We start from the raw sequence: 25,963 nt of genomic DNA on the forward strand, positions 1-25,963 counted from the left end.
TTGTTGCTGTGGTTGCGGCGCTGCTTGTTGCTGTGGTTGCGGCGCTGCTTGTTGCTGTGGTTGCGGCGCTGCTTGTTGCTGTGGTTGCGGCGCTGGACGCTGCTGTGGCGCTGCTGGTGCATTTTGTGGCTTAGGCGCGTAAGCAGGTTGTGCTGCAGGGGCAGCTTGCTGCTGTTGACCGTAACCACCTTGCTGTTGTGGCGCTGGCGCTGCAGGTTGCTGTTGACCATAACCACCGCTCTGTTGTGGAGCGCTAGCTTGTGGTGCAGCCTGTTGTGGTGCTGGACGTTGCTGCTGTTGCGGTGCGTTGTAACCACCACCTTGCTGCTGTTGACCGTAACCACCGCCACCTTGCTGACCACCTTGACCACGGCTATCTAGCATCTGCATTTCACTCGCATTAATCTCAGTTTTATAGCGGTCTTGACCCGTTTGCTGATCTTGCCACTTACTGGTTTGCAGTTTACCTTCTAAATAAACTTTTGAGCCTTTTTTCAAGTACTCACCAGCCACTTCGGCTAAGCGACGATACATCACGATGTTGTGCCACTCTGTGCGTTCTTGTTGTTGACCCTGTTGGTCTTTCCAAGACTCACTGGTAGCCACTGTAAAGTTGGCTACGGCATTGCCATTTGGCATGTAGCGTACTTCAGGGTCTTTCCCTAAGTTACCGACCAAAATTACCTTATTGACACCACGACTGGCCATTGAAATCTCCTGCGATATTCTTTCAAAATCTAATATACATACTCATGGGACACGCCAACATGAGTTAATTGACAGAGCCTAACACAGCTCGCGCCTCACTCAAATCGAAATGCTCATCTACTTTTAAATAGGCGACTTTTTCTTCTAGCACCACAATGGCTTCGGCCACCCCTTTTAGCTGAGATAGCTCTGTGGCCATCGCTTGTGCTTGGGCTTTACCTTCAACCACAGCTTCTAGTGTATAACTTTTTAATAGCACGGGATTTTTCATGCCAATCGTTAATACTAGCCACAATGCCATTAGTACAAATGCCACGGCAAATACACCGGCTGCGCCCAGTAATTGATAGGCGCCGCCACCTAATAAACCACCGCAGAATGCCCCTAAAAATTGGCTGGTCGAATAAACGCCCATCGCCGAGCCTTTATCACCAACCGGACAAAATTTGGCAATCAAGCTAGGCAGTGATGCTTCTAGGTAATTAAAGCCGGTAAAGAACAACACTACCGCAATACTCAGCACCACTAAATTGTTGGCGTACATCGCCATTGCCGCTAATGCCAACATCATGATCATCAGCGCCACTTGAAAGGTCGCTTTAGTGTTTTTCTTCTTCACGCCAATAATAATCAGCGGCACCATCAAGAAAAACGCGCCCATAAAGGCGGGGAAATACAACATCCAGTGTTTTTCTTTGGCTAAACCGGCATCGACTAAATCCAGCGGTAGCGCCACAAAAACGGCGGTAAGCACTAAATGTAAGATAAAGATGCCCGCATCGAGGCGAAACAGTTGTGGGTCAAACAACATGGCTTTTAGCTTAGCGGGGGTAGCGACCGTGTCGCCTTTTGGCGCTTGGCTAATGGGTGTGGGCACCAACAACTGCACAATCAACATGCCCACTAGCGCTAACCCGGCCGTCATGGCAAACAGGCCAGACAATCCAACGGTTTGTGCCACAATAGGGCCAACTAGCAGTGATAGTGCAAACGAGAAACCAATGCACATGCCGATAATGGCCATCACTTTGGTACGCTGTTCATCACGGGTTAAGTCAGCAGCCAGTGCCAGTACCGCAGCGGCAATCGCCCCCATGCCTTGCATCGCCCGCCCTGCTACCACGCCGTAAATCGTGTCAGCCATCGCGGCCACCACACTACCAACGGCAAATAACAACAGACCGGCCATAATGATCGGTTTACGGCCATATTTATCGGACAAGATGCCCATTGGAATTTGTAACAGTGCTTGAGTTAAGCCGTAAGCACCAATAGCAATACCCACCCACAAAGGTGAAAAGCCTTCAAGGTGCTGACCATAAAGTGCAAAGACAGGCATGATCATAAACAAGCCCATCATGCGCAAACCAAATACACTGGCTAACGAAAAGGCGACTTTTTTCTCAGTCTTTGAAAGTCCGTTATTAGCCATTTCCCGCCCTGATCTGAATACATAAATAAGTGGCGCATGTTATCACGAAGCATTTAGGCAGCTCAAAAGAAAATCTAAATCTAATGCACCTATAGGAAACTGGCTGGGTCATGACATGATTTTGATCACGTTTAGATAGGATCTATTCCTGCTTTTGTGCGATAATTACGCTCTTTTGTTTTCGGTAGGATTGACGATTTAGATGGACACCATTGAAGTACGTGGCGCACGAACCCACAACCTGAAAAATATCAATTTAACCATACCCAGAGACAAGCTTATTGTGATCACTGGCTTGTCGGGTTCGGGAAAATCATCACTGGCTTTTGATACACTCTACGCCGAAGGTCAGCGTCGCTATGTTGAATCATTATCGGCCTATGCACGCCAGTTTTTAAGCTTGATGGAAAAGCCCGACGTTGATCATATTGAAGGTTTGAGCCCCGCCATTTCAATTGAGCAAAAGTCCACGTCCCATAACCCACGTTCAACCGTGGGAACCATTACCGAAATCTACGATTATCTGCGACTACTGTTTGCCCGCGTCGGCGAACCACGCTGTCCAACCCATCACCAACCGCTAGCGGCACAAACCATCAGTCAGATGGTCGATAAAGTGCTAGAGTTACCGGAAGGCAGCCGCCAGATGTTACTCGCCCCTGTGGTCAATGATCGCAAAGGCGAGCACGTCAAACTGCTAGACAACCTCTCTGCCCAAGGGTTTATCCGTGCCCGTATTGATGGCGAAGTGTGCGATCTCACCGATCCTCCAGAGCTTGAACTGCACGTTAAGCACACCATTGAAGTGGTGGTCGATCGCTTTAAAGTGCGTGATGATTTAAGCCAACGTTTAGCCGAGTCATTTGAAACCGCGCTAGAGCTTTCTGGCGGCATCGCCACCGTCGCGCCAATGGAAGCCGGTAGCAGTGAAGAACTGCTGTTTTCAGCCAACTTTGCTTGCCCTCAGTGTGGCTATTCAATGGCGGAACTTGAGCCGCGCATCTTCTCGTTTAACAACCCAGCGGGGGCTTGCCAAACCTGTGATGGCCTTGGGGTGCAGCAATTTTTTGATGCTGACCGCGTGATCACCAATACCGAACTGTCACTGGCCGGCGGCGCAATCCGCGGTTGGGATAGACGCAATTTTTATTACTTCCAGATGTTAAGCTCGCTTGCTGAACATTATAAATTTGATGTTGAAAAGCCGTTTAAAGATCTGAGTAAAAAAGTCCAACAGATTATTTTGCAAGGCTCGGGCAAAGAGAGCATTTCGTTTAAGTACATTAACGATCGTGGCGATGTGGTGGTACGTAAACATCCATTTGAGGGCATCCTCAATAATATGGATAGACGTTACCGCGAAACCGAATCGAATGCGGTACGTGAAGAGCTGGCCAAATACATCAACACCCAGTCATGTAATAGTTGTGGCGGTTCGCGCTTGCGCGAAGAAGCCCGCAACGTATTTATTGAAGACTTAAATCTACCGGTGCTAACCCAATGGTCAATTGGCGAGGCGATGGACTATTTCAGTCAGCTACAGCTCAGTGGTCAACGTGCGCAAATTGCGGAAAAGATCCTCAAAGAAGTGCGCGATCGATTAGGCTTTTTGGTCAATGTCGGTCTTAACTATCTGAGCTTATCGCGCTCTGCCGATACCCTATCAGGCGGTGAGGCACAGCGTATTCGTCTGGCCAGCCAAATTGGTGCCGGGCTTGTCGGCGTGATGTACGTGCTGGACGAGCCTTCAATCGGCCTGCATCAACGTGATAACGAACGCCTACTGAAAACCCTTATCCATTTACGCGACTTAGGTAACACCGTAATTGTGGTTGAACACGATGAAGACGCCATCCGCATGGCCGACCATATTATCGATATCGGTCCAGGTGCCGGTGTACATGGCGGCGAAGTGATATGTGATGGGCCGCTAAAAGCAATCACCGATTGCAAAGCCTCGGTCACCGGCCAGTATATTTCTGGCAAAAAGAAGATTGAGATCCATGAAAGCGTGGCTAAGTACGACGGCAGCAAACTTATTGAGCTGTTTGGTGCATCAGGCAACAACCTCAAAGATGTGGATCTACAAATTCCAGTGGGCCTATTTACCTGTGTCACCGGTGTATCAGGCTCAGGTAAGTCGACGCTTATCAACGACACTTTCTACAAAATTGCCCATCGCCAGCTAAATGGCGCCACGGTCGATGAACCCGCGCCTTATAAAGAGGTTAAGGGCATGGACCACTGTGACAAAGTGGTCGATATTGACCAAAGCCCCATTGGCCGTACACCACGTTCTAACCCGGCTACCTACACAGGTATTTTCACGCCTATTCGTGAACTGTTTGCCGCCACACAGGAGTCCCGTGCCCGTGGTTACAAACCTGGCCGGTTCTCGTTCAACGTCAAAGGCGGCCGCTGTGAAGCTTGTCAGGGTGATGGTTTAATTAAAGTTGAGATGCACTTCTTGCCTGACGTTTATGTGCCCTGTGATAGCTGTAAGAGTAAGCGCTACAACCGCGAAACACTTGAGGTTAAATACAAAGGTAAAAGCATCCACGAAGTGCTCGAAATGACCGTTGAAGAAGCCCGAGTATTTTTTGATGCAGTGCCCGCCATCGCCCGCAAACTGCAAATGCTGATGGAAGTTGGCTTGTCTTATATCGGCCTTGGTCAAAGTGCCACCACTTTATCCGGTGGTGAAGCGCAGCGGGTCAAGTTAGCCAAAGAGCTATCTAAACGTGACACAGGTAAAACCCTGTATATCTTAGATGAGCCCACAACCGGCCTGCACTTTGCCGACATCCAACTACTGCTTGATGTACTCCATCGCCTCAAATCCCATGGCAATACTGTGGTGGTTATCGAGCATAATTTAGATGTTATCAAAACCGCAGATTGGATTGTCGACCTAGGCCCAGAAGGTGGCTCAGGTGGTGGTACCATTTTGGTTACCGGTACCCCAGAGCAAGTGGCGGAGCATCCAACATCGCATACAGCGAGGTTTTTGAAACCTTTGCTAGCTTAAGGTGGCTGAGATCAGCTGATCCCACACATCGAGTTCTGTGCCGCAAACTGTTGTCTATGGTTGCGGCATAGAGTTATCGCTTTCTCATCTTCAATATAGTGTTTGGCTGTCATCTACCTGATGAGTAGCGTGTTGGTTTTCGCCTCCAGCGGGGTATGGTTGTCATTCACCCGATGAGTCGCGTGTTGGTTTTCGCCTCCAGCGGGGTATGGTTGTCATTCACCCGATGAGTCGCGGGGAGTGTTTCGCCTGCCCGGCGAGGGATGTGCGAACATGCTTATGACGCGCCGTGAATACTTCCATGTAGGCTTCACGGTGACGTCCTGTCACCGAGAGTCAACGCGCGTTCACACTGGGTAATTTATCTCTTCGAAGTAACGGTAATTCATTCAGCAGCCTAAATAGTGACTTAATGGGCAAATCCACAGGGCCAGCAGGTTTTCACCTTGTTTGGTTATCATCAACTTGATGACTGAAAGTGGGGTTTTCGCCTGCAGCGGGGGATTGGTAGTCATCCACCTGATGTTCTAAAGGGTAACCTCCGCCTCCAGCGGGGTATGTGCAGATGCTATATCGGGACGCCTATTTGTTTTCAAGAGAATCCATCCATGGCCTCTTGACCGTGGCATCTGATGTGAATGGATTCACAAATGCCGCGGTGACATGGATGTCAAAGAGCGGCCATGCCACCAACACCCTCAGCCGCATCTACACTGGGTAATTTATCTCTTCGAAGTCGAACTTTAGTTGCTGCTGAGTTTTAGGCACAAAAATGCGATTGCAAGGAGCCTAAAGGTAGGCTTTTAGTGATCAATCTAGAACTCTCAATTGAAGTTTACTTTTACTCCACGTACCTCCCAACTCAACATCTCCCTCAATATTGTTATATATTCGACAGCGCCAATACCCTATCGTCATCATGTTTAGCATCCAATTCATAGTCTAACGCACCAAACCTAGAGCTACCTGCGTCATCGTTATACTCAGCGCGCAATGACCGTTGCATCTCCTACACACTCAAAATCAATAACGCTCCTTTATATAAATGCAGGAAAACAAATTTTCGAGAATCACCACCAAATCGAGCCCTTGAAAAATATTCTACAAAAAATGTAGAATATTTTTCAAGATAATCAGTTGATAATTTCAAAAAGACGTGTTTTAATTCTCACAGTGCTTAATAACTAGCACTTTAGGCGAGGATGAACATATGGTAACAGCATTTGGTAAGTTTCTGCGGAAACTACGAGTTGAAAAAGAATTGGTACTTAGAGAGATGGCTGAGTCTCTTGATATCAGTTCTGCACAGCTTTCTGCCATGGAGCTTGGTAAACGTACAATCCAGCCAACTTTGGCAAAAAAGATAGTCGATATATATGGTGTCAGTAGCGTTCAAGAAGTTGAACAGTTAATTTACATATCTCAGCCAGCAATAAAAACAGATTTAACATCAGGTAATGGTAAGCAACGCGAAACAATGATTATGTTTGCGCGAGCTTTCGATGAACTTTCAGATGAGCAGCTTAAATCTGTTCAGGATATTATTATGAAGTAAGGAAAATGGATGCATCAGAAAAATCGCAAACTATGTAACAAAGTACCGAAGCAATCTACGCATGAAATTCGAACCATTGCTCATCAAGTTAGAAACAAGCTGGTGCATCACAAACGCTTTGGGCAAATAATTTTACCTATCGCGGAACTCCTAGATTACCTCAGAGACAAAGGCGAGATCGAGTTTATATTAGTCGAGGATTACGAACTTAAAAGTGAATATGCCGTTTCCCTTCCAAATGGAAACAGCGCTACCAATAAACCGATCATTAAATGCCGAGAAAGCGTATATCATGCAGCTTTAAATGGTAGTCCGAGAGATAAGTTTACTCTTGCTCATGAACTTGGACATGTATTGCTGCACCGTAATACAGACCCAGCATTCGCCCGTGCTCAAACCCCATCCAACCATCACTATACAGAAGATGCAGAGTGGCAAGCCAATACGTTTGCTAGTGAGCTATTAGTAGATTCTCGTCAACTAGAAGGCGTTTACTCTCCGAGAGATATAGAGCAGAAATTTGGCATCAGCTTTGAGTCTGCTGGTTATGTACACTACCGATACAAACAGGAGGGTATTCTATGAAGACAGCCATAATGTAAAAAGCCCCATCCACTGACCATGGAAAGGGCTAATTAGGCACCTTAGCTCAAGTGACCAAACGAGAAGCTAGGGATAATTCTAACCCGAGAGTGAACCGAGTCGAATCTTTGTTTGACAACCCAGATTATAGACTTTTTGCATTGAAACGCAAGACACGTTAGTGCGGTGAAGCTCTCAAACTTAAGGAGAGTGAAGCTATGAAAAGCGGATACTGCCCTAAGTGTAAGCAACCTTGCGAGGTGAGCTTTGTCAGTCATGTGACTAAGAAAGGCAAAGTTATCTACCCCAAAAAAGGTAAACGCTGCTTAGTAATACCTCACTGTAATAATTGCAGTAAGTAACTAACCATAGCCTCTACCCTTATGGCTAGAGGCTACTAATACTATTTATAATCTGGAGGCCTTTATGGCTAGTCAAAAACAAAAAGACACTGCTTGGAATGCAGCTCGCCCTATTCGTGGAAAGAACCCAAACCTTTTCCGCCGTGACGCAAAAGGCAACGAAATTTACAAACCTGCATATGGCACTCTTGGTGCAAAAGGCTGGGAGGTAGATCATAAGCGTCCAAAATCAAAAGGTGGTAGCAACGCTGCCAGAAACCTACAAGCATTACAAACTCAAGAAAATCGCCGTAAAGGCAACCAGTACCCATATTAAAAAGGACCAAATAATGATAAAGATATATGCCTTTGCAGCCTGTTTGCTCCTGCTAGGGACAACACAAGCTACTGCCGCTGATGATTCTTGGTGGAGAGATGCAGATAACTACTATAAAGGGTGGGTAGATAGCCCTGATAGTGGCTTCCAAGCTATGATTAGACCATCAGGCCTTAAAAGTAACTCTCCTTCTGTTGAATTTAAGATGATTCTGTCCCATAAAACCTTCTGTGCGGACAAAGACAGTTCGTACAGTGGTCCACTCACTATGACCGTCAACGATAGAAAAGTCGCTTTTGGGATGAGCTGCTACAAAAACGAGTGGCTGAACATTTACCCTTCTACAGCGAAAAGTAATGATTATGTCTTGAAAGAGTTTAATCACTACAGAAACAAGCAAGTGACGTTTGTAGTCCCTCATAAAAATTCGCCGGACTGGGTATTCAATTTTTCCACGGAAGGGTTTGGTTCTTTATATAGCTCCATAGATGAGTACGTTAAAGACACTGTTCAATAGCTACCTTCTACCGATAAAATAAAGGCCTAACAAGGGCCTTTATTATTTGTTTCTTCGCATTGATACCCAAGCCATCAGAATGAAATGGGCCTGGTCTTACCTCTTGTCATCAAATACTTTTAGTATCTCAAAACTAGTTTAATTATCGGAAATGACATTTCGAACTATTAATCATTTGAGGCAAAAACAAGTTACCCTTACACTCTGTTTCCCAATTACAGTCAAATCGAAGAAACAATTAATCCAGTGCAGATGCGGCTGAGGGTATCGAAAACATGGCCGCTCTTTGACATCCATGTCACCGCGGCATTTGTGAATCCCTTCACATCAGATGCTCACGGCAGAGCCCCCCATGGATGGGTTCACGGCGAGTCACAGTCACATATGCACATCCCCCGCTGGGGGCGAGTGTTCAAAAAAACTCATCGGGCAGATGACAACCAAATAGACAAATAACCAACCCCTACTCATGAGGAAGATCGAAACCACCCATCCCGCTGAAAGCGCATTACCCAAAGGGTTGATGACAACCCAGCAATTATCGCTACACTAAAGAGGAACGCATTGATAATAAGGGAGTATCACAATGCCCATACCATTTGGTATAACAAGGAGATAGTGACAATGGGGATCTGCAGGTATCGACCATGGATACTCAGCGCACTGCTATTTTGTAGCATCAGTACTTTGCTGGGCTGCGCTAGCCGTCCTCCCTGCCCGACCGAATTTCAACTGCAATGGACACAACCCAAGCAGCTGCAAACCGATATTGAGCAACTCGCTTCATCCGCCATGCAAGGGCGTAAAACCGGTACAGCGGGCTCCTTGCAAGCGCAGCAATACATTATCGAGCGTTTTCAATCAGCAGGTCTCAGCCCTTGGCAAGGCAGTTTCAGTCATCCCTTTGAATATCAACAAAACTTCAGCAGCAAAACTGGCACTAATCTGATTGCGGCTCATTATGCGCAGCAACCTAAACAACCTTGGCGGATCATTTTGGCCCACTATGATCACTTAGGTGAGAAAGCGGGCAAGGTATACCACGGCGCCGATGACAACGCGTCAGGCGTTACTGCCTTACTCGCGCTCGCCGCCCATATCTCACAGCAAGCCAGTGACGTGAATGTGCTGTTTGTTGCCACTGATGCCGAAGAGCCCGGCTTGTTTGGCAGCTATGCGTTAGTGGAGCAGCTAAGCCAAACAAATTCACCCATAGCCCTTAGCGATATTGAACTGGCTATTAATCTCGACATGATAGGTCGCCCAGATCGCCCGCATGCTATTTACTTAGAGGGCCGACGTAACTTTGCACAGTTTGCAGGCATAAAACAGCAGATCAGCCAGCCATTGGGGCTTTGTATTCGTAGCCATCGTGCGCCATTAGCGGGGCGCAGCATCGAAAAAATTGATTGGTTGCGCGCCTCAGATCACTATCCTTTCCACCGTGCCGATGTGCCTTGGCTGTACTTTGGCGTGCCCAATCATGGTGACTACCATCAACCTTCAGACACCGCCGACAAGATAGATATCACATTTCTGGCGGCTGTCACCGAATCTGTCTACCAACTGGTAATTATTGATAGTTATCTTCTACAAAATAACTCATAAGCTACAAATTGGCATTAAAATTGAAATATTTAAACAATTGTTTTTAAGGAATTTATTTATTGATTGGTTTAAATTACAAGCAAAACGTGCTTTTTTAGATGGCGAATATTGAAGTTTATTGTTATACTAGCGGGCTTACTGATAAGTTTCGGTGCGGGAAGTCGACACGGGGTTGATTTTCTGTCTATAGAACCTGTAAGTGCATCAAACGCACTTTGTTATACCACAAGGCTACAACCCATGTCATCCAGTGAAAAAACTTTCCGCGAACTCGGTCTTGCCGAGCCTTTGTTGCGTGCTCTTGACGAGCTAGGCTACGAAAAGCCAACGCCAATTCAATCTGCCAGTATCGATCCATTAATGGCAGGTAAAGATATTCTTGGTCAAGCACAAACCGGTACCGGTAAAACAGGCGCATTCGCCTTACCGCTACTTAATGCGATTGATGCTACTAAGAATGCCCCACAAATTCTTGTCCTTGCGCCTACTCGTGAACTTGCTGTGCAAGTTGCCGAAGCGTTTGGTAGCTATTCAAAATTCATGAAAGGTCTGCATGTACTGCCAATTTATGGCGGTCAAAGCATGCACCAACAGCTCAATGCACTGCGCCGTGGACCACAAATTATTGTCGGTACACCAGGCCGTGTGATGGACCATATGCGTCGTGGAACGCTTAAGCTTGAAACACTACAAGCTATGGTACTGGATGAAGCTGATGAAATGTTGAAAATGGGTTTCATCGACGATATCGAGTGGATCCTAGAGCACACCCCACAAGAGCGCCAACTTGCTTTATTCTCGGCAACCATGCCAGAGCAAATCAAGCGTGTTGCTAACAAGTACCTCGATAAGCCGACGCATATCAGCATCGCGGCCAGCCATACTACGGTTGAATCAATCGAGCAGCGTTTTGTACAAGTGTCACAACACAATAAGCTTGAAGCATTAGTACGCGTTCTTGAAGTGGAAAACACTGAAGGGATTATCATCTTCGTACGTACCCGTAACAGCTGTGTTGAACTAGCAGAAAAGCTAGAAGCCCGCGGTTACGCTTCTTCACCACTACACGGTGACATGAACCAACAAGCCCGTGAGCGTGCCGTTGAGCAGCTTAAGCGTGGCAAGCTAGATATCCTTATCGCAACTGACGTTGCGGCACGTGGTCTAGATGTTGAGCGTATTGGACACGTAATTAACTACGATATCCCATACGATACTGAAGCTTACGTTCACCGTATTGGTCGTACAGGTCGTGCTGGCCGTACCGGTATGGCAATCTTGTTTGTGACTCACCGTGAAATGCGTATGCTACGCACCATCGAGCGTGCCACTAAGAGCCGTATTTCGCCAATGAATGTGCCTAGCCCAGAGACTGTGACCGAGCGTCGCTTATCTCGTTTAGGTGAGCAAGTCGCTGAAACCATTAATACCGATCTCGATTTCATGAAAGATGCCGTTGCACAACTGTGCCAACAGCTGGAAATCGATACTGATCTGCTTGCAGCCGCGTTGCTACAGCAAGTTCAGAAAGAGCGTCCACTACAACTGCCTCCAATCCAAGAGCGTCAACGTGATAGCCGTGATGAGCGTAACAGCCGTGACCGCAATCGTCGTACTACCCCAACGGATATCGGTAAAGCTGAGTCGCTTAAAGATAACCCAGATGTGAAAATGTGCCGCTACGTACTCGATGTGGGTCGTGATAATGGCGTTGGTGTGGGTAACATCGTTGGCGCAATTGCTAACGAAGCGAATATCGACAGCCGCTATATTGGTCAAATCCAATTGTTCGACCAAATGACCTCGATTGACCTGCCTGATGGCATGCCAAAAGATGTATTACAGCACCTGAAGAAAGTGCGCGTGTGCGGTCGTCCATTGAACATTCGTGAAGCCTCTGGCACAGAGAACGTATCGAACTCAAACGATGGTCGTCCACCACGCCGTCGTAAGCCATCTGGTGATCGTCGTGACCGTCGCCCAGGTGGCGGTGAAAAGCGTTCTCACCGCAAAGGCAATAGCAGCCGCGACAATGGTTAACCTTTAAACTTAATCAGTTTAAAGCGAAAGAAAAGGAGCCTTATGGCTCCTTTTTTGTTGCCAGACAAATCCCACTGCCCAACCTCTGTTGTATCTACAAGTCGCACTATTCCGCTACCGGGCAAAAGCATTAAGGAAATTGGCTGTTAGATTTAACACCCGACCTGTGTAGTCAATAATGCAACATAAACACGAAAGCAAAACTTGTACAAAACATAAGCAAATCAAACATAAAAACAATAAATAACAACTGTTTAACCTAGTGATTTTTAACGCGATCCAGATCACACTTTAACTGTAACAAAGCTTAACAACTCAGATTAAGTCTTTAGGATGGCGGCCGCAATTTAGCCAAGGCCATTCGCAAGGACTGATTAACATGTTAACACTGCATGAAGATGTACGTATCGACAGCTGCGATATGAGTTATCAATATCATATTGTTGATCTCAGTAAACCTGTGGTGCTGTGCTTTGCGCCTGGCAATAGCGGCACCGACCGTATGGATATGCAGCAGAATTTGTGGGGATTCGACTATCTAAAATCACGCAAAATGAATGTGCTATCTATCACCCATAATGGCCAACAGAACTTCTACCAAAGCCAAGCTTGTATGGACATTTTCAACGCTTTAGGCGAGTGCTTAGCGGTTTTTCCAGAGCGAATTGCCTACGGCTCAAGCCGCGGTTGTTTTGCCATTGGATTACACGCGAAGCGTTTAGGCCTTGATAGGGCACTGATGATGATGCCTATCAGTTCAATGAATGCCGAGCTTGCCCCGCAAGAGCCTAAAGTTAAGCAGTATGGTGCGCATCCAAACTGGCAAGGCCCCCATAATGACGCCGCGATTTGCGACATTCCACTCACCGTCATTTGCGACTCGCTCTACCCTGCTGATCACCACCATTATCGCCGTTTTAGCAATGTGGTGCAGTTCTTACGCCTGCCGGGCGTGGGTCACCGTGTCCCAAGTGTACTGAATAAAATGGGCATGCTCAGTAAGGTCGTCATCGACTACTTACACAATGAGATTGATACACAGGCTTTCTATAAAGAGGCGAGAAAGCGGCGCCAGCTCAACGTGTATTACCGCCAGCTGCTGCGTGATCCAACCGGTAAACTCACCACAAAACGTAAGTTTATTTTACGCAAACACCAAACCCATGTTGCCGTTAGTAATTTAAGCCAGCAGCTGAGTGCCAAAGGCAGCGCTAAAGCGAGTGCTGCAAAACAGTGGTTAATTGCCAAAAAGCCTAACTTGTCACTTATCAAGTAACCGAGCGACATATTCGGCAATCGCCAATGATGCGGTTAACCCCGGCGACTCTATGCCAAACAGATTAACCAAGCCGTTTAGTCCATGGGTTTGGGCACCTTGAATGATAAAATCATCGCTACCATTGCCTGCACCATTATGTAGTTTGGGCCTCACGCCACTGTACGCGGGGACTAATTTACTGCCATCAAGCTGGGGAAAATAATCGCTAATTGCCTGGGTGAACTTTTCTTGCAACGCGGCGGGCATAGCATAATCTACCGGCAGATCAGGGTTCACATCGATATATTGGGTATCTGGGCCAAACTTAAGCAGGCCACCCAAATCTAAAGTACTGTGAATACCCAAACCGCTGCCATCACTAGTCGGCAAGGGGTAAACTAAATGCTTAAACGGCGACGGTGCCTGATAACTAAAATAGTGGCCACGGCACCAATAGGCTTGAGGAATATGCGTCGATGCTAACCCGGTTATGCGCTGCGATACACTTTGCGCCCACAGTCCGGCGCAATTAATCAGCTCGCGACAATGCAATTGATAGCGCTCGCCATCAGTTTCAAGCTCAACATCAAATCCGTCATTTAGCGGCCTTGCAGTGATGAACTCTGTTTGGCTAACCAGATGCCCTTGATAGCGCTGCAGCTGCCCCAGCAGGCTGGTCATAAAGCCATGACTATCGATAATCCCTGTTGAGGGTGACCACAATCCGCCGCAAGCGTTAATCGCTGGCTCTTTAGCATGCACTTGCTCAGCAGTCAGCAGCTGAGTGTCCATCACCCCGTTGCGCTGTGCTTGTTGCTGCAATGCCGCTAGCTGTGGCAATTGCGTGGTTTGCTGCGCAACCACTAGCTTGCCTAACCGACGATAGCCAACCTGATTGCGCTGACAATACGGGTAAAGCAACTGATTACCGCGAACACAAAGCAGAGCTTTGAGACTCGCCGTCGCATAATACAGCCCAGCATGGATCACTTCGCTATTACGGCTACTGGTTTCCATGCCAAACTGCGGCAATCGTTCAACCACCACCACCTCGCGACCTTGCTTGGCCAACTCTGCGCCAATGGCCAATCCCACGACGCCAGCGCCAACCACTAAGGTGTCGATGCTATCGCTAGTTTTTTGCATATTTTATTCTTCGCTTAAACAACATCTTAAATGACCCTAAGCTAATACTTTGGTTTACATGGTTGCTCAATATACAAGCTGTTCTATACTAAAAGACCCTATATCATCATACGAATTGACGACAACAAATAGCATATTTACCTATTTGGGTAGGCAAGGAGGCCATATGTACCAGCTTAGTTTTGGCTGTGAAATTAATAAAATAGAGCAAAATATTGCATCAGTCACCATCAATGATGGCGTTGAGATTGATTTAGATATGATCACAGAATTTGATCAGTGCCTAGAACAAATTTTCAGTGGTCCCTACGGCTTACTTATCGATAAACGTCACCACTACACCTATAGCTATGAAGCACAATTGTGCATGGCCTCATCGCCCAACTTGATTGCCACCGCTGTCGTCGGCCACGCCCCAGTTGAACCTAAATTGCCACCGGCTTTCTATACCGTACGCCAAGTGGATCGCCTTAATACCCGGGTTTTCCGTGGCCAACCACAGGGCAATGCCTTGGCTATTACTTGGCTCAAATATCAACTTGCCAAGGCCCAGCCCACTTTCAACTAATCAGCGGTTAATAAAGTACTGATAGGTTAACGCTTGTGCTGGGTTAATGCTTGAAAGTAATCCGCTAAGTGGCGCTTGCCTGTCGCAGGCGCGACCGCGTTGTCCCCCATCATAGTCAAAAAGAACTCCGGCGGGCCGACCCATTTTTCCGGCAAGTGTTTTATCATCCATAAAGCCACCCGTCGAACGGTATCGGGGATATAGCAGATGTTAACCTGCTTTCTTTGCGCAGCAAATGCCTGTTCGGCAATCTGTTTGACCGACAGCACCTGTGGACCGCCGACATCAATTTGTTGCTGTGTTGAGGCCATTGCCTCAACACAAAACTTGGCTAAATCCGCTCCGTGGATAGGATTAAGTTGCATCTCTCCATCACCAAACAGATATACCCGCCCCTTTTCCGCCATGTGATAAAACTCCTGTAGATCGGAAAAGAAGCCATTGGGCCTAATCACACACGGCTGCAATTGGTTTGATGTTAGCAATCGCTGCGCAAAACGCTCTTTGGCGGCCAATAAACGCACCTGAGGGTATCGCGGGGCGTTAAATGCTGAGATATAGATAAACTGCTTTACCCCGGCTTGTTCTGCTTCGTTAAGCAAGTTGAGATTGGCTTGATAATCCACCTCTTGGTAACTCAAACCATCTTGTTGCTTAGTAATTCCAATGCAACTGATCACCACATCGATGTGCTGACAACAGCCCATTAAGCTGCTTGGCTGTGTCACCTGTGCGTTGATAATCTGTTGCTCATTGAGCCCTAAGGCGCGTAACTTATCGGGCGATCTTGCCAGTGCCTTAAGCTCGTAATCGGTATTCAGCAAGTATTTGACAATATGTGAGCCTAAATAGCCGCTGGCACCGGCAACCAAAATCCGCGGTTTATCTAACATAAATATGTTCCTATGGGTCAAAGTGACTCTGCATTAGGCCGATAAGGTTCTTCGCGCAATAGATGGCTTATCAGCAATTTAAGATAGAACAGCGGTAAAAACCATTCCAGCCCAGCTGGCACGGTTAAGTAGTAGCTTGAAAGCACAATACTGCTCGCGTAAAAGATCAGCGCCACGGGCCGTTGTAAGTACAAGTTGGTTAATAAAATCGCCATACTCGCCAGCAGCATATAACCGCCCGCAACCAGTATCCACTGGATGTCAAACTGCAAAAACGCCCAGCTAAATAGCGCTAGCTGTGCAAAGTGGATGCTAATAAATTGCATATGCTGCCACAATCCTTGCCCTTTTCGATGAAACCAGCGTTTTGCCGTCGACGTAGCATTAGTGATAATTCCACCGACAATATCCACGGTTAATATCACTGCAATAATCACTTGCCAAACCTGCCAATCCCATTGACCTAGATAAACACAGGCTAACAGCACGCCCGCTGCCAGTAGCGGCACAATCGACTGCAAATACTTCTCTGCAGCGGTTGCCCCAGGACCGATTAATTTATCAATGTTGGCGTTAAAACCCTTACGTAATGGCGGAGTTGACCACTCAATTTTCATGTTTTCACCCAAAATAGACCACATGGTCTTTTTAAAGTAGCGTAAAAATTGACCGGAGTAAAGTTTTATTGACCGAGCGGTCTAAATAAATAATACTGATATAATCACCGAACTTCCGCACCTATGTCAGCACAGAGCTCAGCTATGCCAAAGATCGTCGACCACAATGAGAAACGCCTACATATCGCCATGAAAGCCACTGAGATATTTTTGCAACAGGGGTATAAAAACGTGGGCATGCGACAGCTATGCGAATACCTCGGTATGAGTAAGAGTGCGGTTTATCATTACTACAAAAGCAAAGATGAGCTGTTTATTGCGGCCACAGAAGCGATCATTAATTATGATGCCAGCGCATTTGCAAGCCCAGTCTTGACAGCGGATGCCACCCGACAACAAAGAGTCGACAACTTTATCAGTTTATTCGCAATGCTCGCGCCGAGATTTTTTCAAGAAATGAAACTGGTTGCGGACTATATGGAAGTGATTGGCCTAGACAACGTCAGCGATGATCCCTGTATGAACATCGCCAATGACAAGTATCTTAGATTGCTATCCGACTACGTTAGCGCCGAACATTCAGCGCCGTTATACACCTTACTGCTTGGCCTATTGAACCATCAATTGATGCTAGGTAAACCATTGGCGCCCTATTATATTGCTGAGCAAGTGGGCTACTGTTTAGCGCAACCAAGTTAACATCATCATTTTATATTGGTGAGTTACCACAATATTGTTAACTCACCTACCGGTTGCGATGTGTGACTGGCTTTACATCACACACTCTTTGGCTGCCTCGGCTTTTTCGACGCTTTTCTCAATCAAGCTCAGTGCATTTTCATCGCTAATGGAGGCGGTAACCTCATTGATGATCTTTTCAGCCGTCGATACCGATGATGCGTCCACTAAGCAACGGTAGGCGTTGGCGATATGCTCTTTGGCTTCGGTGACAACCTGAGGGTTAGCCAGATCAGACTCGAGCGCTTCCTGCACGCTAGAAACTAACTCTTTGGCCTTATCTGCAGCATCACCAAATTGGCCGAGGTTCAGCTCATCTAAGTTAAACTGTTCTAGGTCGATAGCTTCCATTTTCTGCTGAACACTATCTACCGCTTCATTGGCAGCTTGTTGCGCATCATCAATCGCTTTGGCGGCATCTTCACAGCCGATCAGTGCGCCGCCACACATCATCGCTAACATTAACTTTTTCATCATCGTCCCTTTAGGTATTACTCAATTGATAGTAAGTCAACTTGGGCATGAGGCCAACACAAATAGTCTTAACAAGTGTTAATCAACATGGTGGCTCAGCCCTAGTACGTCAACAGCCTGCGCCCAGTGAAGATGGCTTTGCTTAGTCTAAGCGTTTAATCCCTTGGCTGGCCTCTTCAAGTAATCTCTGCACACAGGACTGGCATAAGCACTGCTGTGACGGCAAGTTACGCCCGGCCAGTGTCGCTTTAGCTGGAAACGTTTGCTGCATACACCAACACTGTGCAGCGGGTTGTTGCTGCGTTAAGGCGCAGCGGTTATCTTGCTGGCATAACGGACATATTGATGATGACATAATATCCTTAAGCTAATCCATTGTTAGCAAGTTGATTAAGCACTGCGGCGGTTCATAGTCGATAAGTATAGAGTATCGATATTAACCGCTTAGGAGTAATGCCATTCTACCTGCCTTGATAGAGACAAAAAACCTCGCACGGTGGCGAGGTTTGAGTATTCATAGATGCAAATTGCCTGCTATTTAGCTGGACGAACCCCAAGAGTGTGGCAAATTGCGTAGGTAAGTTCGGCTCGGTTTAGGGTGTAGAAGTGGAAATCTTTCACGCCTTCGCGCGACAAGACTTTAACCATATCAATCGCCACGTTAGCGCCAACCAACGCGCGGGTCGATGGGTCGTCATCTAAACCTTCAAATTGCTTATGCAACCAGCCAGGAATCGACACATTAGTCATGCCTGCAAAGCGCTTCAATTGCTTAAAGTTAGTAACCGGCAGGATGCCAGGTACAATTTCCACGTCAATACCAGCGGCAACACAACGGTCGCGGAAGCGTAAGTATGACTCAACGTCGTAGAAGAACTGAGTAATCGCACGGTTAGCACCAGCATCAATCTTCTTCTTTAGGTTAATCAAATCCGCTTGAGCATTGGTGGCATCAGGATGCACTTCTGGGTATGCAGCAACTGAGATATCAAAGTCAGCAACCGAGCGCAACAAGCGCACAAGGTCATTGGCAAAACGCGTCGGTTTAGGGCTGCCATCAGGTAAATCACCACGCAAAGCAACAATATCGCGTATACCAGAATTCCAGTAATGTTTCGCCAACTCAATCAGCTCTTCATCGCTGGCATCAACCAATGTTAGGTGCGGCGCGGCAACCAGATCTGTCTCTTTTTGGATACGCTCAATCACCCCGTGGGTTCTATCACGTACGCCAGAGTTTGCGCCGTAGGTCACTGACACAAATTTAGGGTTCAGCGGCTCTAAACGACGAATTGAGTTCCACAGTAAGGTTTCCATTTCTGGATTAGCAGGCGGGAAAAATTCAAATGACACATTAATATCACCATTAAGCTCAGATAAGCTCTGGTTTAACGACGTTGCATGTTGTGCGTGATGAAATGCCATTTCTTTTTCCTCAAACCGACTAATTTAATTACACATGGACGTTTGGACGTCTATATGTCCATATACTAGAGAAACTGAGGTTGAAGTCAAGCGTAAAAATGCCTGATTGGTGAAATATCTATTCATTAGACAGTACAACGATTGGTTTATACTGATTGGTATTATACCAATCAGTATAAACATTTAGTCACTCAGCGAGAGTTTAGCGGTACTGAGGCAAGGTCCTTAAATGCTCCTGCATTAATGACATTCACCACATCCATGTGGCTTGCAACGAGTGAAGAGCATAGTTGTTCTACGGTTAAGCTCGTTAACTCCGCATCAGAACCGCTAAAACTCGCCATTGTGGCGCGTTTTTGGCTACCTACTTCTGCGTTGAATAATTTCACAAGGGAACAACCATTGTTTCAATTATTCGCCTTGAATTAGTTTGCCAAAAGCGCGCTGAGTTGATCAAATTCTTATACTGATTGGTATTACTGACCTTAGCGGGAAAATGGCATAAAAAAGGATGCCGCAGCATCCTTTTCAATAGTTTGTATCGCTACTCTTGGAGTAGATCGCGACAGATCTGCGCCAGATCCGACTGCACCGCAGCCGCCGTGACCTCTCGGCCCGCACCCGGTCCGCGAATAATTAACGGGTTGTCTTGGTAGAACGCACTGCGCACCACAAACACGTTATCTCCCGGTGTGAGGTTGGCATAAGCATGATCCCTATCAACCCACTGGATACCAACGGCCGCTTTAAGCTCGCCATCGATTTGATCCAACGAGGCAACATAACGCAACACTTTATCTTGCTCGGCAGCCGCTTGGAATTGCTGCAGCATCTGCGCATCCAGTTCACCAATACGTTCGATAAATTGCTCAGTAGAAATATCAACCAGCTCGGGTGGGACTAAAGAATTAAGTTCAATATCCTCGAGCTCAATTTCATGGCCAATCTCGCGAGCTAAAATAAGCAGTTTGCGCTGCATATCACGGCCGGAGAGATCATCGCGAGGATCGGGCTCTGTGATGCCTAAACCTTTGGCTTCTAACACCAACTGCGAAAACGGCTTGCTGGCATCAAAATGCTCAAACAGCCAACATAGGGTGCCAGAGAAAATCCCGCCAACCGCTTCAATTGAATCCCCGCTGTTATGCAGATCATTGAGCGCATGCTGTACCGGCAGCCCGGCACCGCAACTGGCATTGTAACGCCAAAATAAGCGACGATTACCCAGCTGCTGCTTCAGTTCACGATAAAACGCCAGTGGGCCAGAACCGGCTAACTTGTTGGCACTGACCACATGGATTCCGCGGGCAAAAAACGCAGGATATTGCAGGGTTAAATCTGCGCTAGCACTGATATCGAGCGCGACAATCTCATCGCACTCTAGGCCTTGTAGCTTGTCAAACAACTGGCTGTATTGCCAAGCTTCAGCTTCGCTATCAAACCGCTGTTGCCAACTGTCTAGGTCAATGTCGGTATCTGATAGCAGTGCCTTGCGCGAGCTGAGCAAACCGATGAGTTCAACGCTGGCTTCTAACTCTTTATTGAGGTTAGGTCTGGCCTGTTTAAACAGATCAATCCACGCTTCGCCGATATTACCCACACCCAACAGCAGCACGCCAATGCGTTTTCTTGGCCCAGCACAGCGACGATGCACCTTTTGGGTCAACAGGTTAACCTGTGACTTCGGCACTAAGGTGACTAAGCTTAAGCCATCATTGCACAGTGGCCGAGCTTCGCGACTCAACAAGCGGGCAAAACCACGACGATACAAATTGGCATCAGCGCTCACTAACGCCACTAAGCCTAAATCTTGCTTCACTGATACTTCGCTAACGGCCAATTCGCTGCTGTTAGACTCAATCACTGCCAGCGCTTGTTTCTCGTTTTCATGGGTAAAAGCTAGCTCAACACGGTTTTGCGTGAGCGGCCAATGCGCTAAAGGCGTAAGCCCTGCTTGAGCAAAGCTTGCTAGCAGCTGTGGCAGTGGTGCACGGGCGGTTAATTGCAGTAATGACACCGAAGGTAAGCTAGTCACCACAGGCGCACTTGCTTGCGAGCTTTTCGGGGCAATTAAGGTAAAGTCAGTATGCGGTGCGTAACTTGAACGTACCGCTAAGCTAACCTCTGTATCAAACAGCGGCTGTAAGGTGCGATTATGCAACACAGGAGAGCCTAAATGCGCTAAACGGTTAGCTTCGGTTAACGACATGCTCTTAAGTAGTTTGGCATCATTGATACGGTTAGGGTCTGCATTGAACACCCCCTCCACATCGGTCCAGATAGTGACGCGTTCAATATCCGCTAAGCTTGCTAACAATGTGGCACTGAAGTCTGAGCCATTACGGCCTAGCAGTAAGGTATCGCCACTGTCGTTGGCACAAATAAATCCGGTGATTACAATTCGTTGATTGGGGTGAGCGCTCAGCGCGGCCTGCACTTTGTCTTTCGACTCTTGCAACCGAATTTGCGGCACCGCTGCTTCATCAGCCACGAGTAAAGTGCGCGCGTCTACATCAACAGCCGCCACGCCAGATTCACGTAGCAATGCCGCCAATAAACAAGACGACCAGCGTTCACCAAAACTCACCACTTGGTTGCTTTGATATTCACTTAAGCGCTCTAATGACAACAAGCTGATTAGCGTTGCTTTGTCGGTGGCTAAACGTTCACGTAGGCTGCGGGCTTGCTCATTGGATAGCAGTTGTTCAATCAGGTTTTGCTGATAACTCATCAGCACCTGCAGCTCTTCTTGCCACAGTTCACCGTTGTCACGTAGCGTAAGCAGTTTATAGAGAAAATTAGTACTCTTGCCCGCTGCTGATACCACAATTAAATCATCGCTGTGACCATGAGTCAGCAAAATATGCGCGACACGGCGATAGCAATCAGCGTCAGCTAGGCTAGAACCACCAAATTTATGTAAATGACATCGTGTCATCTGTTACTCCTACTAAACGAGCTTAACAACTAGCCGCATTGGCGGCATCTAACGCTGCGCTGATATCAGCCACTAAATCTTCGCCATCTTCAATACCGACAGATAAACGGATGAGGGTATCGTGTACGCCCGCTTCTGCGCGCGCCTGTGCATCCATCGCTCGGTGTGTCATGGTGGCAGGCACAGCCACTAAGCTTTCCACACCGCCTAAACTTTCGGCCACAGAGAAATAGTTTAACGCATCCAGGAAGGCAACAAGTTGCGCTTCGCCACCTTTTAATTCAAAACTGAGCATGGCACCAAAGCCTGCTTGTTGTTTAGCCGCAATTTTATGTCCAGGGTGATCAGGCAAACCTGGGTAGTACACAGTATCAACCGCATCATGACGTGTTAATACGGCCAGGACTTTCTCTGCATTAGCTTGGTGCTCGCGAATACGCACGGCTAAGGTGCGTATACCGCGCAATGTCAGGTAACTATCAAAAGCAGATCCAGTTAACCCTAAAGTATTTGACCACCAGTGCAGTAACTCGCCCACTTCTGCATCTTTAGCCACCACGGCACCACCGACAACATCACTGTGGCCGTTGATATATTTAGTGGTTGAGTGGATCACAATATCAGCACCCAATAACAAAGGCTGCTGTAGGATGGGCGAAAGGAAAGTGTTGTCAACAACGACTTGAGCTCCCACGTCGTGGCTGGCCTGGGCAATCTTCTCAATATCAACAACACGTAAAAGCGGATTAGAGGGGGTTTCTAGCCACACCATTTTAGGTTTTTTACTAATAGCTTCGGCTAATGCAGCCTCATCGGTTTGATCGACAACCACTAATTTAAACGCGCCCTTTTTGGCCAAATTAGTAAACAGTCGATAACTGCCACCATAACAATCATGGGGAACCACCAGCAGATCATCTGGCCCCAATAAGCTAGTAACTAGGGTAATGGCAGCCATACCTGTACAGGTCACAACGCCAGTCGCGCCCTTTTCCAGTTCGGCGATCGCATCACCTAAAATACAACGGGTAGGGTTACCTGAGCGACTATAGTCAAAATCGCGTGGATTTTTGTGACCATCAAATGAGTAGTTGGTAGAAAGATAAATAGGCGGTACAACTGCACCGTGCTGAGTATCGGACTCAATACCTCGACGTACTGCTGCGGTGGCCAATTTACGCTCTGTCATCATCTACTCCTAAAATATGAAAATAGACACCTAAGAGATGTCTGGACGTCTAAATGTACCGAAGGTGGTGGCCCTCGTCAACCAATTTTAGCCATTTAGACGTCCAAACATGTAGAAATCTATTTGCAATTAACAAAAATAAGAGGCAATAATTTGACTGTAGTTTGTAAGGGTATAAAATCTGCCCCGAATTTGAGAATTTACAGGTGAGTCGATGACTGAATGGAATGGCGATTATATAAGCCCATATGCTGAACATGGCAAAAAAAATGAACAGGTAAAAAAAATCACTGTTTCAATTCCGCTTAAGGTTTTAAAAGTATTAACTGACGAACGTACTCGCCGCCAAGTTAATAACTTACGCCATGCCACCAACAGCGAGCTGTTATGCGAAGCATTTTTACATGCTTATACTGGCCAGCCATTGCCTAACGATGAAGACTTGTCTAAAGATAAGCCCGATAGCATGCCAGCAGAAGTGAAACGCTTGATGGACGAAATGGGCATCGAGTGGGAAGAACTAGAATAGATCAACCGCGTTTGCTCTAGTTTACCTACTGAGTTTGAAATGTTAGCCAGGCCATCTCGGCTGACGTTTCAACCTGTTCACGTTCCACGTTTTAGTTTTCCACCGCAGCCAATCACAGCAAATAGTCGTACTGAAAGATCAGGCTCTAACTGATCGCTCATTTATCTGCAGAGGCGCTCTATGTTCGACTTGATTGATCCGACAACCTTATTACTCGCCTCATTGATTATTTTTGCTGGCGCGTTAACCCAGAGCCTCATTGGGTTCGGCTTAGCCGTGGTAGCCTCGCCTTTGCTGTATCTGGTCGATCCCCAGCTTGTGCCTGCGCCGGTGATTTTGATGGGCTTTTCTATTTCTCTACTCACTTTGATGCGAGAGCGCGCCTCGCTGCAGTTTAATGGTCTTCAATATGCTTTGTTGGGGCGTGTGCCCGGTGGCTTTATTGGCGCAGCCCTACTGCTGTTTGCCCCGGCGCCTATATTGGGATTAGCCATTGCCGCCATTGTATTAGTTGCGGTATTGCTCAGTGTGTTGCGGTTTAATTTGGCAATTAACAAACAGAGCTTATTTGCTGCGGGCGTATTATCTGGGGTGTTTGGTAATATCGCTGCCATTGGTGGGCCGCCGATGGCGATATTGCTTGCTGGTAAAGATGCCAAACAGTTTCGTGCTGCCCTGTCAGCATTTTTCATTTTCAGTTCGATGATTGCACTGGCTATTTTGGCTGTCACAGGCCTGCTCACTTGGCAACATATCAGTGTGTCGGTGTTACTGCTGCCATCGGTCGTACTTGGCTATCTAGCGGCAAATCGAATGGTGGGCCATGTCGATAAAGACAAAACTCGTTCAATGACGTTACTGTTATGCTCGCTCAGTGCATTGATATTAATTGCAAAATCAATATTTGAACTCGCGAGCTAAGCCGCGATTATCGAGTAGCTGAATCACAGACGACAAGCAGCCTCGTGGCGACACTGACTTTATCGTGACGTCTTACTGGTGAGTTAGAAATAATAAGAAGTTTTAAGCACGCCGCCGACTGCAGCATCACTATCAACCAAACCGGTGAAATCAATACTAAAGCTAGGCCCGAATGACATACCAGTGCCAATGGTGTAAATATCTGCTTCGTGCTCAAGCATATCATGGCGATAACCTAGGCTAACAGAGAGCCAATCAGTGGCCTTTAATGCCCCTGCAAAACGAACATACTGACTATCTTCGATATCGGTAAACCCTTGGTTGGCATTAAGATCGATGTCTGAACTGACACTCAATGCGCGCCACTGGTAAGCGATACCCGCGTTATACAGCGGCGCTAACTGATAGTCATACGCTTGCACACTAAAAGGGTTATCAACGCTGATGGTTTGCGGGACTAAATTACGCCCAGATACGCCCACAACCAACCCATCAACAGGTTCTAGTGCGACACCAACATCAAGGTTGGATGTCACTTGGCTATCGGCTGCTAGCGTATCGCTGTTACTTCGGTATGCAGACAGGCTATCGGCGATTGTATAGCTTTCTATGGTTTGCAGTTTGGGGGTGACCTCTACTGCAATCGGTAAATTAACGATCGACAGCGGCATACTCATCGTCAGATTATGCTCTGTGGTTTTTACTGCCGCCAATGCTGGCTCAGCACTTAATTGGCTTTTGATATCACCACTTACCGCCCCGGCGTTGATCCAATCAACTGGTGGCTGCTCAATATCATATTGCAGAGACAGGTTAGCTGCATAAGGCCAAGACTGACTGCGACTGACTGTGGCAGAGCGCTGCCAAGGGTTATCTGATGTGCTTAGTGTGCTGACTAGGTTCACGCCATTGGCTTGTGGCTGAATACTGAAGATTTGATGCGCTAAAGGCGAGTGCTTTAAGTGCTGAGTGTTGGCATAATCTCCCCCTTCGGCATACAGATTTGCCGAAAAAATCAGGGTTAACGCCACGCTAAAACAAAGATGAAGTGATCTCATTTCATTCAGCCCTTATATTATTTTTGTTGTAGTGATGTCTTTTACTACGCATCGAATTTAA

25 protein-coding genes are annotated in these 25,963 nt (G+C 47.1%); 12 read left to right on the top strand and 13 right to left on the bottom strand.

Annotated features, from left to right (window positions below; genetic code table 11):
* Together L865_RS25885 and L865_RS0113300 are read right to left on the bottom strand one after the other, a co-directional pair.
* On the bottom strand, window positions 1-708 hold a 708-nt coding region (locus tag L865_RS25885; RefSeq protein ID WP_211237698.1), incomplete at its 3' end, for a single-stranded DNA-binding protein.
* Window positions 709-772: 64 nt separating this feature from the next.
* Window positions 773-2,140, bottom strand: coding sequence for an MFS transporter (locus tag L865_RS0113300; RefSeq protein WP_028773698.1), 1,368 nt, complete (start codon window positions 2,138-2,140; stop codon window positions 773-775).
* 202 nt (window positions 2,141-2,342) lie between these two features.
* Here L865_RS0113300 and uvrA point away from each other — a divergent pair, with 202 nt between their 5' ends.
* Window positions 2,343-5,168 (top strand): excinuclease ABC subunit UvrA, encoded by a 2,826-nt coding sequence (gene uvrA, locus L865_RS0113305; protein ID WP_028773699.1) that lies wholly within the window; start codon window positions 2,343-2,345, stop codon window positions 5,166-5,168.
* An 883-nt stretch (window positions 5,169-6,051) separates the two neighbouring features.
* Here uvrA and L865_RS26020 read toward each other — a convergent pair.
* On the bottom strand, window positions 6,052-6,174 hold the full coding sequence (locus L865_RS26020; protein ID WP_281171122.1) for a hypothetical protein: 123 nt from the start codon (window positions 6,172-6,174) through the stop codon (window positions 6,052-6,054).
* Window positions 6,175-6,378: 204 nt separating this feature from the next.
* On the opposite strand from L865_RS26020, the gene L865_RS0113320 reads away from it, so the two are divergent.
* The 7 genes from L865_RS0113320 to L865_RS0113350 all read left to right on the top strand — a co-directional run bounded on the left by L865_RS0113320 (window position 6,379) and on the right by L865_RS0113350 (window position 13,424).
* A complete protein-coding gene (locus L865_RS0113320; protein WP_028773700.1) occupies window positions 6,379-6,723 on the top strand; it encodes a helix-turn-helix domain-containing protein in 345 nt (114 codons plus the stop codon).
* 9 nt (window positions 6,724-6,732) lie between these two features.
* Window positions 6,733-7,308 carry an ImmA/IrrE family metallo-endopeptidase gene (locus tag L865_RS23760; protein WP_037471140.1) on the top strand — a complete coding sequence of 192 codons (576 nt, stop codon included), beginning with the start codon at window positions 6,733-6,735 and terminating at the stop codon, window positions 7,306-7,308.
* A 423-nt stretch (window positions 7,309-7,731) separates the two neighbouring features.
* Window positions 7,732-7,983: an HNH endonuclease signature motif containing protein gene (locus L865_RS23765; RefSeq protein WP_051484601.1), complete on the top strand. Its 252-nt coding sequence runs from the start codon at window positions 7,732-7,734 to the stop codon at window positions 7,981-7,983.
* A gap of 13 nt (window positions 7,984-7,996) precedes the next feature.
* Complete coding sequence (locus L865_RS0113335; RefSeq protein WP_028773701.1) at window positions 7,997-8,500, top strand: hypothetical protein; 504 nt, start codon at window positions 7,997-7,999, stop codon at window positions 8,498-8,500.
* A 624-nt stretch (window positions 8,501-9,124) separates the two neighbouring features.
* The gene (locus L865_RS0113340; RefSeq protein WP_051484602.1) at window positions 9,125-10,108 is read left to right on the top strand and encodes a M28 family peptidase; all 984 of its coding nucleotides are present in this window, start codon (window positions 9,125-9,127) and stop codon (window positions 10,106-10,108) included.
* 240 nt (window positions 10,109-10,348) lie between these two features.
* Window positions 10,349-12,148: a DEAD/DEAH box helicase gene (locus L865_RS0113345; RefSeq protein ID WP_028773703.1), complete on the top strand. Its 1,800-nt coding sequence runs from the start codon at window positions 10,349-10,351 to the stop codon at window positions 12,146-12,148.
* Window positions 12,149-12,527: 379 nt separating this feature from the next.
* Window positions 12,528-13,424 (top strand): alpha/beta hydrolase, encoded by an 897-nt coding sequence (locus L865_RS0113350; RefSeq protein ID WP_028773704.1) that lies wholly within the window; start codon window positions 12,528-12,530, stop codon window positions 13,422-13,424.
* On the opposite strand, the gene L865_RS0113355 is transcribed toward L865_RS0113350, so the two are convergent.
* Window positions 13,410-14,552, bottom strand: a complete 1,143-nt coding sequence (locus L865_RS0113355; RefSeq protein WP_028773705.1) for an NAD(P)/FAD-dependent oxidoreductase — start codon at window positions 14,550-14,552, stop codon at window positions 13,410-13,412. The two genes, L865_RS0113350 and L865_RS0113355, sit on opposite strands and share 15 nt — an antisense overlap.
* A gap of 166 nt (window positions 14,553-14,718) precedes the next feature.
* Here L865_RS0113355 and L865_RS0113360 point away from each other — a divergent pair, with 166 nt between their 5' ends.
* Complete coding sequence (locus L865_RS0113360; RefSeq protein ID WP_028773706.1) at window positions 14,719-15,120, top strand: hypothetical protein; 402 nt, start codon at window positions 14,719-14,721, stop codon at window positions 15,118-15,120.
* 26 nt (window positions 15,121-15,146) lie between these two features.
* Here the strand turns inward: L865_RS0113360 and L865_RS0113365 are convergent, their stop codons facing one another.
* Together L865_RS0113365 and L865_RS0113370 are read right to left on the bottom strand one after the other, a co-directional pair.
* On the bottom strand, window positions 15,147-16,013 hold the full coding sequence (locus L865_RS0113365) for an SDR family oxidoreductase (protein WP_028773707.1): 867 nt from the start codon (window positions 16,011-16,013) through the stop codon (window positions 15,147-15,149).
* A gap of 17 nt (window positions 16,014-16,030) precedes the next feature.
* Window positions 16,031-16,630 (bottom strand): hypothetical protein, encoded by a 600-nt coding sequence (locus L865_RS0113370; RefSeq protein WP_028773708.1) that lies wholly within the window; start codon window positions 16,628-16,630, stop codon window positions 16,031-16,033.
* Window positions 16,631-16,774: 144 nt separating this feature from the next.
* On the opposite strand from L865_RS0113370, the gene L865_RS0113375 reads away from it, so the two are divergent.
* Window positions 16,775-17,329 (top strand): TetR/AcrR family transcriptional regulator, encoded by a 555-nt coding sequence (locus L865_RS0113375; protein ID WP_028773709.1) that lies wholly within the window; start codon window positions 16,775-16,777, stop codon window positions 17,327-17,329.
* 72 nt (window positions 17,330-17,401) lie between these two features.
* On the opposite strand, the gene L865_RS0113380 is transcribed toward L865_RS0113375, so the two are convergent.
* From L865_RS0113380 to metB, 6 genes are all read right to left on the bottom strand, one after another.
* On the bottom strand, window positions 17,402-17,842 hold the full coding sequence (locus L865_RS0113380; RefSeq protein WP_028773710.1) for a hypothetical protein: 441 nt from the start codon (window positions 17,840-17,842) through the stop codon (window positions 17,402-17,404).
* Window positions 17,843-17,984: 142 nt separating this feature from the next.
* The gene (locus L865_RS23770; RefSeq protein WP_051484603.1) at window positions 17,985-18,197 is read right to left on the bottom strand and encodes a cysteine-rich CWC family protein; all 213 of its coding nucleotides are present in this window, start codon (window positions 18,195-18,197) and stop codon (window positions 17,985-17,987) included.
* A 179-nt stretch (window positions 18,198-18,376) separates the two neighbouring features.
* On the bottom strand, window positions 18,377-19,267 hold the full coding sequence (metF, locus tag L865_RS0113395) for a methylenetetrahydrofolate reductase (protein WP_028773711.1): 891 nt from the start codon (window positions 19,265-19,267) through the stop codon (window positions 18,377-18,379).
* 191 nt (window positions 19,268-19,458) lie between these two features.
* Window positions 19,459-19,656 carry a hypothetical protein gene (locus L865_RS25540; RefSeq protein WP_028773712.1) on the bottom strand — a complete coding sequence of 66 codons (198 nt, stop codon included), beginning with the start codon at window positions 19,654-19,656 and terminating at the stop codon, window positions 19,459-19,461.
* Window positions 19,657-19,811: 155 nt separating this feature from the next.
* Complete coding sequence (locus L865_RS0113405) at window positions 19,812-22,205, bottom strand: bifunctional aspartate kinase/homoserine dehydrogenase II (protein WP_028773713.1); 2,394 nt, start codon at window positions 22,203-22,205, stop codon at window positions 19,812-19,814.
* 22 nt (window positions 22,206-22,227) lie between these two features.
* Window positions 22,228-23,394: a cystathionine gamma-synthase gene (gene metB / locus L865_RS0113410; protein ID WP_028773714.1), complete on the bottom strand. Its 1,167-nt coding sequence runs from the start codon at window positions 23,392-23,394 to the stop codon at window positions 22,228-22,230.
* A 214-nt stretch (window positions 23,395-23,608) separates the two neighbouring features.
* On the opposite strand from metB, the gene metJ reads away from it, so the two are divergent.
* Window positions 23,609-23,923, top strand: a complete 315-nt coding sequence (gene metJ, locus L865_RS0113415; RefSeq protein WP_028773715.1) for a met regulon transcriptional regulator MetJ — start codon at window positions 23,609-23,611, stop codon at window positions 23,921-23,923.
* 180 nt (window positions 23,924-24,103) lie between these two features.
* Window positions 24,104-24,844 carry a sulfite exporter TauE/SafE family protein gene (locus L865_RS0113420; protein ID WP_028773716.1) on the top strand — a complete coding sequence of 247 codons (741 nt, stop codon included), beginning with the start codon at window positions 24,104-24,106 and terminating at the stop codon, window positions 24,842-24,844.
* Window positions 24,845-24,927: 83 nt separating this feature from the next.
* Here the strand turns inward: L865_RS0113420 and traF are convergent, their stop codons facing one another.
* Window positions 24,928-25,902 carry a conjugal transfer protein TraF gene (gene traF / locus L865_RS24580; RefSeq protein WP_084632539.1) on the bottom strand — a complete coding sequence of 325 codons (975 nt, stop codon included), beginning with the start codon at window positions 25,900-25,902 and terminating at the stop codon, window positions 24,928-24,930.
* Window positions 25,903-25,963 lie beyond the last annotated feature (61 nt).

It is taken from the genome of Shewanella waksmanii ATCC BAA-643, assembly GCF_000518805.1.
Taxonomy (GTDB): Bacteria; Pseudomonadota; Gammaproteobacteria; order Enterobacterales; family Shewanellaceae; genus Shewanella; species Shewanella waksmanii.

Excerpts from the sequence above, each read along its gene's own strand:
- L865_RS0113300 (WP_028773698.1), bottom strand. The coding sequence starts at position 2,140 with ATGGCTAATAACGGACTTTCAAAGACTGAGAAAAAAGTCGCCTTTTCG.
- uvrA (WP_028773699.1), top strand. The coding sequence starts at position 2,343 with ATGGACACCATTGAAGTACGTGGCGCACGAACCCACAACCTGAAAAAT.
- L865_RS26020 (WP_281171122.1), bottom strand. The coding sequence starts at position 6,174 with ATGCAACGGTCATTGCGCGCTGAGTATAACGATGACGCAGGTAGCTCT.
- L865_RS0113320 (WP_028773700.1), top strand. The coding sequence starts at position 6,379 with ATGGTAACAGCATTTGGTAAGTTTCTGCGGAAACTACGAGTTGAAAAA.
- L865_RS23760 (WP_037471140.1), top strand. The coding sequence starts at position 6,733 with ATGCATCAGAAAAATCGCAAACTATGTAACAAAGTACCGAAGCAATCT.
- L865_RS23765 (WP_051484601.1), top strand. The coding sequence starts at position 7,732 with ATGGCTAGTCAAAAACAAAAAGACACTGCTTGGAATGCAGCTCGCCCT.
- L865_RS0113335 (WP_028773701.1), top strand. The coding sequence starts at position 7,997 with ATGATAAAGATATATGCCTTTGCAGCCTGTTTGCTCCTGCTAGGGACA.
- L865_RS0113340 (WP_051484602.1), top strand. The coding sequence starts at position 9,125 with ATGGGGATCTGCAGGTATCGACCATGGATACTCAGCGCACTGCTATTT.
- L865_RS0113345 (WP_028773703.1), top strand. The coding sequence starts at position 10,349 with ATGTCATCCAGTGAAAAAACTTTCCGCGAACTCGGTCTTGCCGAGCCT.
- L865_RS0113350 (WP_028773704.1), top strand. The coding sequence starts at position 12,528 with ATGTTAACACTGCATGAAGATGTACGTATCGACAGCTGCGATATGAGT.
- L865_RS0113355 (WP_028773705.1), bottom strand. The coding sequence starts at position 14,552 with ATGCAAAAAACTAGCGATAGCATCGACACCTTAGTGGTTGGCGCTGGC.
- L865_RS0113360 (WP_028773706.1), top strand. The coding sequence starts at position 14,719 with ATGTACCAGCTTAGTTTTGGCTGTGAAATTAATAAAATAGAGCAAAAT.
- L865_RS0113365 (WP_028773707.1), bottom strand. The coding sequence starts at position 16,013 with ATGTTAGATAAACCGCGGATTTTGGTTGCCGGTGCCAGCGGCTATTTA.
- L865_RS0113370 (WP_028773708.1), bottom strand. The coding sequence starts at position 16,630 with ATGAAAATTGAGTGGTCAACTCCGCCATTACGTAAGGGTTTTAACGCC.
- L865_RS0113375 (WP_028773709.1), top strand. The coding sequence starts at position 16,775 with ATGCCAAAGATCGTCGACCACAATGAGAAACGCCTACATATCGCCATG.
- L865_RS0113380 (WP_028773710.1), bottom strand. The coding sequence starts at position 17,842 with ATGAAAAAGTTAATGTTAGCGATGATGTGTGGCGGCGCACTGATCGGC.
- L865_RS23770 (WP_051484603.1), bottom strand. The coding sequence starts at position 18,197 with ATGTCATCATCAATATGTCCGTTATGCCAGCAAGATAACCGCTGCGCC.
- metF (WP_028773711.1), bottom strand. The coding sequence starts at position 19,267 with ATGGCATTTCATCACGCACAACATGCAACGTCGTTAAACCAGAGCTTA.
- L865_RS0113405 (WP_028773713.1), bottom strand. The coding sequence starts at position 22,205 with ATGACACGATGTCATTTACATAAATTTGGTGGTTCTAGCCTAGCTGAC.
- metB (WP_028773714.1), bottom strand. The coding sequence starts at position 23,394 with ATGACAGAGCGTAAATTGGCCACCGCAGCAGTACGTCGAGGTATTGAG.
- metJ (WP_028773715.1), top strand. The coding sequence starts at position 23,609 with ATGACTGAATGGAATGGCGATTATATAAGCCCATATGCTGAACATGGC.
- L865_RS0113420 (WP_028773716.1), top strand. The coding sequence starts at position 24,104 with ATGTTCGACTTGATTGATCCGACAACCTTATTACTCGCCTCATTGATT.
- traF (WP_084632539.1), bottom strand. The coding sequence starts at position 25,902 with ATGAGATCACTTCATCTTTGTTTTAGCGTGGCGTTAACCCTGATTTTT.